Here is a 10,320-nt window from a genome sequence, read left to right on the forward strand (position 1 = left end):
CCGACGCTCTTCCGATCTCGGCACTTCGTCTGCGGGCCGGCTTCCGGGGACTCGCGCGCCCCGGAAGCCGGTGAACCGGTTACTGCTAGTTGCGGACGATGGTGAAGGTCGACGTCGTGTTCTTGATGTCCACGGCGTTGTTGCTGAGGACGAGGTTGTTGAAGGTGGCCGTGCCGACCGCCGGGCCCTGGCCCGGCTCCGGCAGTTCGTTCACCCAGATGCCGAACCCGGACTTGGCGTCGAACGCGTCACCGCTCTTCTTGGCGCCCGTGATCGAGACGTTGGTGAAGATGGTGTCCTTGACCGGGAACTGCGGCTGGCCGCCGACGTAGTTCGTCTGGAACATGATGCCGCTGTAGGTCGGGTCCACGATGTCCACGTTGTTCACGCGGATGCCCTGGAAGACCTTGGAAGCGGAGAAGATCCAGATTCCGGGGAAGGTCTGCTGGCCCCAGAAGTGACCACCCGCGCGCACGATCGAGATGTTGTCGAACGTGGTGGGCGGGGAGGCGCCGAAGCCGTTCATCGGATAGCCGAAGTCCAGCGAGCTGATCGTGATGCCCGAGTAGGTCAGCGTGTCCGCGATGTAGATGTTCCTGAAGGTGTTCGCGTACCCGCCGTAGACCGCCACACCGGCGGCACGCCAGGGGAGGATCGCGGTCAGGTTCTCGTACACGTTGTTCTTCTCGTCGGCCCCACCGGCATCGATGGCCGAGAACAGCGCGAAGCTGTCGTCACCCGTCGAACGGGCCTCGTTGTTGCTGACGAGGTTGTCGGTGCTGCCGTTCGTCATGTTGATGCCGTCGGCGAACGTGTCACGGATACGGGAGTTCTTGATCGTGATGAAGTCGGTGTTCGCGCCCCAGTACATGCAGACCGTGTGCTCGACCCAGATGTTGTCGATCACCATGTTGGCCACGTTGGAGAAGTCGAACACCTTGCCCGGGCCGTCGATGCGCGAGGTGTAGTTCCCGAAGTAGGCGAAGCCGGAGAACGTCGACCCGTTGGCGGTGGAGTCGGCGCGGAAGCCGACGTCGGTGTTGTCCTGGGTGGTCGGCGCGAAGAAGCGCGTGTACCAGGGACCGGCGCCGACGACCTTGATGCCCTTGCCGTACACCTGGAACTTGTTGGCTGTCTGGTAGTCGCCCGGAGGCAGGTAGACGCCGACGAGGCTGGTGTCCTGGCGTGCCTTGTCGAGCGCGTTCTGCACGTCCTGCTGGGTGAAGCCGGCCGGCACCGCGTACTTCGCGGGGTCGGGGTTCGGGATCACCGACACCTGCTCGGTGTTGATGAAGTCGATCGCGTAGTTGCTGGTGTTGGCGGCGTCCTTCTGGAGCCTGATCTTGCTACCGGCCGGGACGGTGGTGCCGAGCATGACGTTGGCCTCGTCGTAGATGTGACGCGGCCCCGATCCGGGCGAGTTCTGGGGGTTGGTCTCGTCGCCGTACAGCCAGGCGTACTTGGACGTCAGGTTGATGGGCTTGAGGAAGGTGCCGTTGACGTAGATGTTCAGCGTCGAGTTGATGCCGCCGCCGCCCGCCGCGTCCGGGATGGAGAACCGGGTGACGAGGGTGTTCGTGCTGGCCTTGGTGGTGAACTCGACGTAGCTGCCGTTGGAGTTCAGCGTGACGGCCTTGCGGCCGGACGCCTCACCCGCGAGGTCGCCGATGTTGCGGTTCGGGCCGACCACGGCCGCGCCGCCGCCGATGACGCCGTCCTCGGCCTCGTAGCTGTCGTAGGGCATGTTCGCGCCGCGCCCGACGAAGAAGGGCTGGGTGACGGTGTTGTTGCCCTGTTTGACCGGCAGCTCGTTGGCGTCGTTGGCGATCACCGTCTTGACGGTGTACTTGCCGTTGGCGGCCGTCCAGGTGCCGAGGTTGACCGGGCTGGTGGTGGCGCCGGGGGCGATCGCGCCGCTGTAGGAGCCGGTCAGCGTCTTGACGACGGTGCCGGCGTCGTTGGCGACGGTCAGCGTGATGGCGTGGGCGCCGCTCGCGGAGGCCACGGTGCCCTGGTTCTTGATCGCCACGGAGAAGGTGACGTTGTTGCCGGCCGCCGGGTTGCTGGGCGACCAGGAGGTCCCCGGCACGAGGTCGGAGGTGTCGACCGGCTTGACGACCAGCGAGGACGGGCTGGTGTAGCTGTTGTTGGTCTCGTCCTGCTCGACCACGCTGTTGGCCTCGTCGACCTTGGCGCTCAGCGGGTAGGTGCCCGCGTCACGCGCCCCGATGTTGGCGGAGACGGTGCTCGTCGCTCCGGCCGCCAGCGCGCCGACGGAGGCGGTGCCGGCCTTCGTGGTGCCGAGGTAGAAGTTGACGTTCGTCGCGCCCGAGGCGGCGGTGCCGATGTTCTTGACCGTGGCCGACAGCGTGATGGCGTCGGTCTCGATCGGGGCGGCCGGAGACGACGACATGCCGGTGATCGTCAGGTCGGGGTTGGGGGCGGCGGTGCCGATGACCTGGAACTCCGCGGCCTGGCCCGCGGGGGCACCGGAGTTGCTGGTGAACTTGAGCTGGACGTCGGCGACCCTGCCGCTGACCGGGATGGTCACGGTGTTCCCGGAGGCGGGGTTGAAGGTGTAGACCGCCGCCGAGGACAGGTTGCTGAACGTCGTCGCGCTCTGCTCACGCCCGAGCACCTGGATGGTCTGCGTGCGCGTGCCCCACGAGCTGTCCGGGTTGAGCTTCACCACGACCGAGTTGACGTCGGCGTTCGCGCCGAGCTGCACGGTGAGGGTGTTGGGGTAGGCCCCGCCGTTGCCCTCCCAGTACGTCGCCACGTTGTTGTCGTTGGCGTTGGTGGGCACGAAGGTGAAGACGGACCCCGAAGCGGTGATCGGCTTGCCGACGGCCAGGTTCGAGCCCCCGCCGCCGCCCGTGCCGGTACGGGTGACGGTGTTGCTGTTCCCGGACTGGTTGCCCGCCGCGTCCTTGGCCTTGACGTAGTAGGACACCGTCGCGGTGTCGGGCTGGTTGTCGGTGTAGGTGAGGACGTTGCCGGCCACGCTGCCGCGCAGGGCGTTGTTGGCGTAGATGTCATAGCCGGTGACGCCGACGTTGTCGGTGGAGGCGTTCCAGGTCAGCTTGATCTGGCCGGAACCCGGCACGGTGTAGGCGAGGTTGGTCGGCGCGGTCGGCGCCTGGGTGTCGCCCGTAACCGGCCCGTACACCTCGAACTCGGAGATCTGGCCCGCCGGCCATCCGGTGTTGCCGGTGATGTTCAGCCGCACGTACCGGGTGCTGGTCGCGGTGAAGTTGATCGTCACCGTATTGCCGGTCGCCGGGTTGAAGGTGTAGCCCGCGGAGGCGACGATGTTGGAGAAGGTGCCGTTCGTGCTCCCCTGCACCGCCAGGGTCTCGGTCCTGGTGGCCCAGCTGGTCGACGCCGGAAGCTTGAGGACGACACTGTTCACGCTGACGGCGGATCCGAGGTCCACCTGGACCCACTGCGGGAAGGCATTGTTCGCGCTCTCCCAGTAGGTGGCCTGGTTGCCGTCGTTGACGTTGGCGGCCTGGTAGACGTCGGCGTAACTGCTCGCCGATGCGGCCTTCCCTGATGCCAGGTTGGGGCCCGCTGCCGAGGCCGGGAGCACCGGCCCCGCCAATACGAGCAGGCTGGTCGCGATCATGCCTGCGACCAGCCTTAACGCCGGGTACTTCATTTTCATCGAGTTCTCTATCTCTCGTCTGGAACGACAGGGTGTAGCGGGAAGTGCGTGACCTCCGCCGCGCGACGCTCCGTGGTGTCGCTGGGGGGTGCTGATCTCAACGCAGACGACGATGAACGCGGCAACCGAGGGGTCGTGGGGGCGGCGACCGACCGCGCAATGCCGAAGCCGACATCACCTGGGCCTCCATACATGGGGGCGGGGCGGGTGCACGGACGCAGTGCGTTCCAGCCAGAACTTGCGGAGATAAGAAAGAAATAGAACAGTAGTTTGCAAGAATCTTGCAGGGCGTTGGCCAAAGGTTACATACGTGCTACGGCCGCGTCAACGGTTTGGAAAGCCCGGCTTGGTAGGACACAGAACGGTTACGGCCGACCCGCGCGGTCTGCCGGAATTCGGGTTATCTGTGTCCTGGATACCCGTCGTCCTGAAGTGTCGGAGTCCTCCGGGGGAGCGGCTGGAGCGCCGTGGACGCCGGTGATTCAGAGGGCCGCGTATGGCCTCCCGGCTTTCCGGATAACCGGATATCGGAGATTCGGTCGGCATCGGCTACCAGGGAAATCGCCGGTTCTCCCGGGGGGCGTGAAACCTTGTGGTCACATGCCTTCCAGGTACGACATGTGCGCGTAACACTGGGAGACGTGTCTCCCGCCTCCCGGACCACGCAGGCACGTACCCTCCGCGGGCGAAGCGGTGAGCAGGACGCTCTGCGGCGGCTGCTGGACGACGCCCGCGACGGCTCCGGCGGGGCGCTGCTCCTGCTCGGCGGGCCGGGGATGGGCAAGACCGCCCTGCTGGACTTCGCGGCCGGCGAGGCCCGCGACTTCCTCGTGCTCAGGGCCTCCGGCGTGGAGCCGGAGTCGCACCTGGCGTTCTCCGGGCTGCACGGCCTGCTCCGCCCGCTGAGGGAGTCCCCGGCCCGGCTGCCCCAGGCTCGGGCCGCCGTTCTGCGGAAGGCGCTGGAGCTCGGCGTGGCCGACGGCGGGCTCGCCCTGTCGGCCGCGGTCCTGGACCTGCTGGCCTTGGTGGCCGCGCACCAGCCGGTACTCGCCTGTGTCGACGACCTCCACCATCTCGACGAGGCCAGCCGAGAAGCGCTCTTCTTCGCCGCGCGCCGCCTGGACCGCGAGCCGATCGCGCTGGTCTTCGGGGCGCACGACGACCGCACGGCGCCGGGAGGCGTCCCCGTACGCGTCCTCGGCCGGCTCGGCGCGACCGCCGCACGGGAACTGGTCGACGACCTGGCCCCGCTCGGCCTCGGCGAGGATCTGCGGGCCTCGCTCGAACGCATCGCGCGGGGCAACCCGCTCGCCCTCACCGAGCTCGTCGGCGCCCTGACCCCGGAGCAGACGGCGGGAGCCGCCGCGCCGCCCGACTCGCTGCCACAGGACGGCCGGCTCTGGCGCGCCTGCACCGACCAGCTCGCGCGGCTGTCGGCCGACGCCCGGCACCTGCTGTTGCTCATCGCCGCCGACCCCGAGATGGACACCGCCACGCTGATCCGGGCCGCCGGGCCCCTGTCCGCGCTCCTCGCGCTCGAACCCGCCGAGAGCGCCCGCGTCGTCCGCGCCACCGGGGACCGCTATGCCTTCGCCGAACCGGCGATGGGCTCGGTGGTCTACTCCGGCGCGTCCCTGGCCCGGCGGCGCGCGGCGCACCGCCTGCTGGCAGGCGTCCTCGACCAGGACCACCAGCGCCTGCGGCGGGCGTGGCACCGGGCCATGGCCCTCGACGGCCCCAGGGAGGTACTGGCGGACGAGCTGGCCGCGGCGGCGGAGGCGGCGCCCGCGCGCGGGGGCCACCCGGAGCCCTTCCTCGCCCTGGAACGCGCCGCGGAGCTCACCGGCCACGGCGGCGTCAAGGCCGCGCGGCTGGCCGCCGCCGCCCGCCACGCGTCGAACGCCGGCCACCCGCAGCACGCCAGGTCGCTGCTCGCCCGGCTGTCGTCCCTGACGGTCCCCGAGGAGATGCGAGGACGGGCGGAGCTGCTGCACGGAAGCCTCGAACTGCTCGGCGGGGAGACGGGCAACGCTCACGACCGGTTCCTCGCCGCAGCCGGATGGCTGCTCGACCGCGACCGGGCCCTCGGCGTACGGGCGCTCGTCCGCGCCGCCGAGGCCAGCTACGTCGCGGGGGACAACCGGCGCTTCCTCGCCATCGCCCGCCGCGCCGCCGCGCTGCGCCGTCCCGACGACCGCCCCGCCACCCAGCTGATGTTCGAGTACCTCGCCGGGATGGCGGCCACCTTCAGGGGCGAGCACGCCGAGGCCGCCGATCCGCTGCGCCGGGTGCTGCGGCTGGCCCCGGCCACGCGCGACCCGGCCATGCTGGTCTGGGCGGGCGTCGCCAGCCTGCTGCTCGGCCAGGACGCCCACGCCCTCATGCTCGCCACCAGGGCCGTCGAGACCGCGCGCGGCAAGGGAGTCGCCTCCGCGCTGCCGCAGCTGCTGGAGTCGGTCATCCACGCCGAGATCTGGATGGGCCGCTACACCTCCGTCGCCGCCAACGCCGTCGAGGGCCTGCGGCTCGCCCAGGAGACCGGCCAGCTCAACACCGCGGGGCACCACCTCGCATGGCTCGCGCTCACCGCCGCCGTCCAAGGCGACGAGGAGACCTGCCGCATACGGGCCGGGGCCGCGCTCGAACTCGCCGACGCCCACGGCCTGGGCGTGGCCGGGGCCCTCGGCAACTGGGCTCTGGCCCATCTCGACCTGGCCGCGGGGCGCGTGACCGAGGCCGCCAACCGGCTGCGCACGCAGCGCAGGAACGGCCACGTCGTCGTGCGGGTCATGGCGACCCCCATCTTCATCGAGGCCGCCGCGCGCACAGGGGACCGGGAGAGGGCCGTGTCCGCGCTGCGGGTGCTCGACCGCTGGGCGGCCAGCACCCGCAGCCCCGACCGGCTCGCGCTCGCGGCGCGGTGCCACGCCCTCCTCGCCGGGCCCGGCGAGGCCGAGGAGCTCTTCCGCCACGCTCTCGATCTGCACCACCGGGGCTCGTGCGCGTTCGAGACCGCCCGCACGCAGCTGCTCTTCGGGAGCGCGCTGCGCCGCGAACGGCGTCCCGGCTCGGCGAGGGAACACCTGCACGGCGCGCTGGAGACGTTCGAACGGCTCGGGGCCCGCCTGTGGATCGACCAGGCCAGGGGCGAGCTGCGGGCCGCCGGGCAGGCCGTACGGTCCTCGGCGTCCGCGCAGGCCGAGGAGCTCACGGCGCAGCAGTACCAGATCGCGCGGATGGTCGCCGAGGGCGCCACCAACCGCGAGGTGGCCGCCCAGCTCTTCCTCAGCCCCCGCACGGTCGAGCACCACCTCAGGAACGTCTTCGCCAAGCTCGGCATCCGCTCCCGCGTGGAACTGGTCCGCTTTCTCGCCTGACCACAGCCGGCTCTTGCGGGCTCCGCTGGTCTCTGGGGGGGCCTCGGCCGCCGCTGGTCTGCGCGAAGGTGGGCCCACGGCCGCGGCGTCAGCCGGTCGACACCGCACATCACCGCTTCATTAGAAGGCTAGTGATTTCGCCGATGCGTCGATGACCGGCCGACTCGACAATTGCGGAAGTCAGCAGTCAGCGGGAGCCACCAGGCATCTTTCCCTGCGGCGTCCTGCGCGTACGGATGGCCGCGTGCCCGCGTGGGTCCTCTCACCCCCATAAGCAGGGAGCACAGCAACGTGCAGCCTCGGAAAATCCTCTCCCTCACTCCCCGTGCCCTGACGTCCCTCACCCCCCGCCCCTCCGCCTCCCGCGACCACGCGTTTCCCGTCCGCCGCTCCCGGGGCACGCGGATGGTCGCCAAGGTGTGCCTCACGCTGGCCCTGGCCGGCGCGAGCGTCGCCGTCGCCCCCGTCGCCCAGGCAGCCGCCAACCCGTACGAGCGCGGGCCCGCCCCCACCAACTCCAGCATCGAGGCCGCCCGGGGTCCCTTCGCCACGTCCCAGACCTCCGTCTCCTCGATCGGGGTCAGCGGCTTCGGCGGCGGCACCATCTACTACCCGACCGACACCAGCCAGGGGACGTTCGGGGCCATCGCCATCGCTCCCGGCTACACGGCCAGGTGGTCGAGCCTCAGCTGGCTCGGCCCCCGGCTCGCTTCGCAGGGGTTCGTCGTGTTCGGCATCGAGACCAATACGATCTACGACCAGCCCGACAGCCGGGGACGGCAGCTGCTGGCCGCCCTGGACTACCTGGTCGCGAACAGCTCCGTCAGGAGCCGGATCGACTCCAGCCGGCTCGCCGTCGCGGGCCACTCCATGGGCGGCGGTGGCACGCTGGAGGCGGCGAACTCCCGGCCGTCCCTCCAGGCGGCCATCCCGCTCGCGCCGTGGAACCTCACCAAGAACTGGTCGGGGGTACGCGTGCCGACGATGATCATCGGTGGCGAGTCGGACACCGTCGCCCCCGTGGCCTCGCACTCGGAGCCGTTCTACAACAGCATTCCCGCGTCGTCGGAGAAGGCGTACATGGAGCTCAACAACGCCTCGCACTTCTTCCCGCAGACGTCCAACACCACGATGGCCAAGTACATGATCTCGTGGATGAAGCGGTTCATCGACGACGACACCCGTTATGAGCAGTTCCTCTGCCCGGCTCCCAGAAGCTCCGCGATCCAGGAGTACCGCGACACCTGCCCGCACGCGTAACATCCCGCGCCCCTCCGATGGCGGCCACCTATGCGGCCGCCATCGGCATGCCCGGACGTGTCCGTACTCCGGGCAAACCTCTCGAACGGGTATCAATCCTCACGGTTGGGGCGGCGTCCGCGTGGCGGCGTGGTAATGCGGGAAATTCTGACCGGCGGGCCGTATGGTGGTCATGACGGGCCGTGGACGAGGTGTGGACCAGAGGTGTATGCGCTGGCCAGGGCACCGAACTCTGCGGATTATTCGGCAAGACATGTACCGTGATGGGCCCGGTAGGCGCATACTGGAGACAATGAAGACATCCCGGACCGTGACCCGGCGCTACCTGCCTGGAAGTCCTTTCAACGTCCCAGCCGCTCCCGTCCCCCCTGTCGAGCAGTACGCCCTGCAGGATTTGGTTACCCACGACAAGTACGGCCTTGGCCGAGTCATCGGTGTCGAGGATGACATCGCTGTGCTCGTCGACTTCGGTCCGCAGCAGGAGCGCATCCTGGCGCCGTACGCCAAGCTCACCAAGCTCTGAGACAGTCGCCCAGCTCACCAGCTCTGAGACCGTCGGCGGCCGAAGCGATGAAGCCGCCCGGGGTCGAAGAATGAAGCCGCCTGAGGCAAGATCGACCAGCTCCGGCACCGGAGCTGGCGGACCTCGCCGCCCTGTCCGGCGAGGTGGCACGAGTCGATCAACCCTCAAAGGGCCACGGTCCTCCCGTGGCCCTTCGCTTCCGACCCTTTGATCTCAGTCGTCGACTCTGACGCGCTGGGGGAGAGCGCCCTCGCCCTCCCGCTCGTGCCCCTCGGGGGCCGCTTCCAGCCCGATGGCCTCGGTGTCGGCCGAGTACGTCTCGCTGAGCTTGGCCCGCAGCTTGCCGAGCGGGGTGCGCAACCCCTTCGGAGGCACGCCATCGCCGTCCGGTCGGCCTTCGATGGGCAGGACGGCCTTCTTCCCCTTTACGAGCTCCACCAGATCCTCCGGGGCCGGTACGTGGATCTCGATGTACTCACCGTTGGGCAGGCGCTTGATGACACCCGACTCCACACCGTGGAGCACCAGTTCCAATTCCTTGTGCTGAAGTCCTACGCACACCCGGTACGTGACCACATACGCCAGCGCCGGCCCGAGGAAGACGAGCACTCGCCCGACCTCGGTCGTGGTGTACAGCGGGATGTGGAACTTCGCCGAGAACCAGTCGTTGGCCCCCATCAACAACAGGAGGCTGTAGAAAGTGATCGCCGCGACGCCGATCGAGGTGCGGTGCGGGTTGTTACGGGGCCGGTCGCACAGGTGGTGCTCACGGTTGTCCCCGGTGATCCACCGCTCGGCGAACGGATAGAGTGCCAGGCCGGTGAAGATGATGCCCATCGGCAGCAGGGCCGGGATGAGCACGCTCAGCGGGAGGGTGTACCCCAGGAAGTTGATCTCCCACGCGGGCATGAGCCGCAGTGAGCCCTCCAGGAAGCCCATGTACCAGTCGGGCTGTGAACCGGCCGAGATGTTGGCCGGGCTGTAGGGGCCGAACAGCCAGATCGGGTTGATCTGGGCGAACGTGCTCAGCAGCGCCAGGACGCCGAAGGTGAACAGGAAGTACGCGCCCGACTTCAGCATGAAGGACGGGTAGAGCGGGGCGCCCACCACGTTGTGCTCGGTGCGGCCCCTGCCCGGCATCTGGGTGTGCTTCTGCACCCACATCAGCGTCAGGTGAGCGGCGATGAGCGCCAGCAGGAGGCCTGGGATGAGCAGGATGTGGATGGTGTAGAACCGGGAGATCACATCCTCCCCGGGATACTCGCCGCCGAACAGGAAGAACGAGAGATACGTGCCGACCAGCGGGAGCGAGAGCAACACACCCTGGGTGATGCGCAGACCGGCGCCGGAGAGCAGGTCGTCCGGAAGCGAGTAACCGGTCAGTCCCTCGGCGAGGGCCAGGGTGAGCAGCAGGATGCCGATGATCCAGTTGAGCTCGCGCGGCTTGCGGTACGCCCCGGTGAAGAACACGCGGAGCATGTGCACCATCATGC

5 protein-coding genes are annotated in these 10,320 nt (G+C 69.0%); 3 read left to right on the forward strand and 2 right to left on the reverse strand.

The annotated features are described in order from the left end of the window. Positions 1–85 precede the first annotated feature (85 nt). On the reverse strand, positions 86–3,667 hold the full coding sequence (locus AB0O34_RS34495) for a CARDB domain-containing protein (protein ID WP_363922793.1): 3,582 nt from the start codon (positions 3,665–3,667) through the stop codon (positions 86–88). 620 nt (positions 3,668–4,287) lie between these two features. Here AB0O34_RS34495 and AB0O34_RS34500 point away from each other — a divergent pair. From AB0O34_RS34500 to AB0O34_RS34510, 3 genes are all read left to right on the forward strand, one after another. Continuing rightward, on the forward strand, positions 4,288–7,044 hold the full coding sequence (locus AB0O34_RS34500; protein WP_363922795.1) for a LuxR C-terminal-related transcriptional regulator: 2,757 nt from the start codon (positions 4,288–4,290) through the stop codon (positions 7,042–7,044). Positions 7,045–7,449: 405 nt separating this feature from the next. Continuing rightward, positions 7,450–8,304, forward strand: coding sequence for an alpha/beta hydrolase (locus tag AB0O34_RS34505; RefSeq protein ID WP_363922799.1), 855 nt, complete (start codon positions 7,450–7,452; stop codon positions 8,302–8,304). A 292-nt stretch (positions 8,305–8,596) separates the two neighbouring features. Beyond that, positions 8,597–8,827 carry a hypothetical protein gene (locus tag AB0O34_RS34510; protein ID WP_358560502.1) on the forward strand — a complete coding sequence of 77 codons (231 nt, stop codon included), beginning with the start codon at positions 8,597–8,599 and terminating at the stop codon, positions 8,825–8,827. Between the two features lie 213 nt (positions 8,828–9,040). Here the strand turns inward: AB0O34_RS34510 and AB0O34_RS34515 are convergent. Further along, positions 9,041–10,320 (reverse strand): cytochrome b (locus AB0O34_RS34515; RefSeq protein WP_363922797.1); only part of this gene is annotated, 1,280 nt, incomplete at its 5' end.

Source organism: Sphaerisporangium sp. NPDC088356, assembly GCF_040685555.1.
Classification (GTDB): Bacteria; Actinomycetota; Actinomycetes; order Streptosporangiales; family Streptosporangiaceae; genus Sphaerisporangium.

Coding starts and splice junctions, on each gene's coding strand:
- AB0O34_RS34505 (WP_363922799.1), top strand. CDS start 7,450: ATGGTCGCCAAGGTGTGCCTCACGCTGGCCCTGGCCGGCGCGAGCGTC.
- AB0O34_RS34510 (WP_358560502.1), top strand. CDS start 8,597: ATGAAGACATCCCGGACCGTGACCCGGCGCTACCTGCCTGGAAGTCCT.
- AB0O34_RS34495 (WP_363922793.1), bottom strand. CDS start 3,667: ATGAAAATGAAGTACCCGGCGTTAAGGCTGGTCGCAGGCATGATCGCG.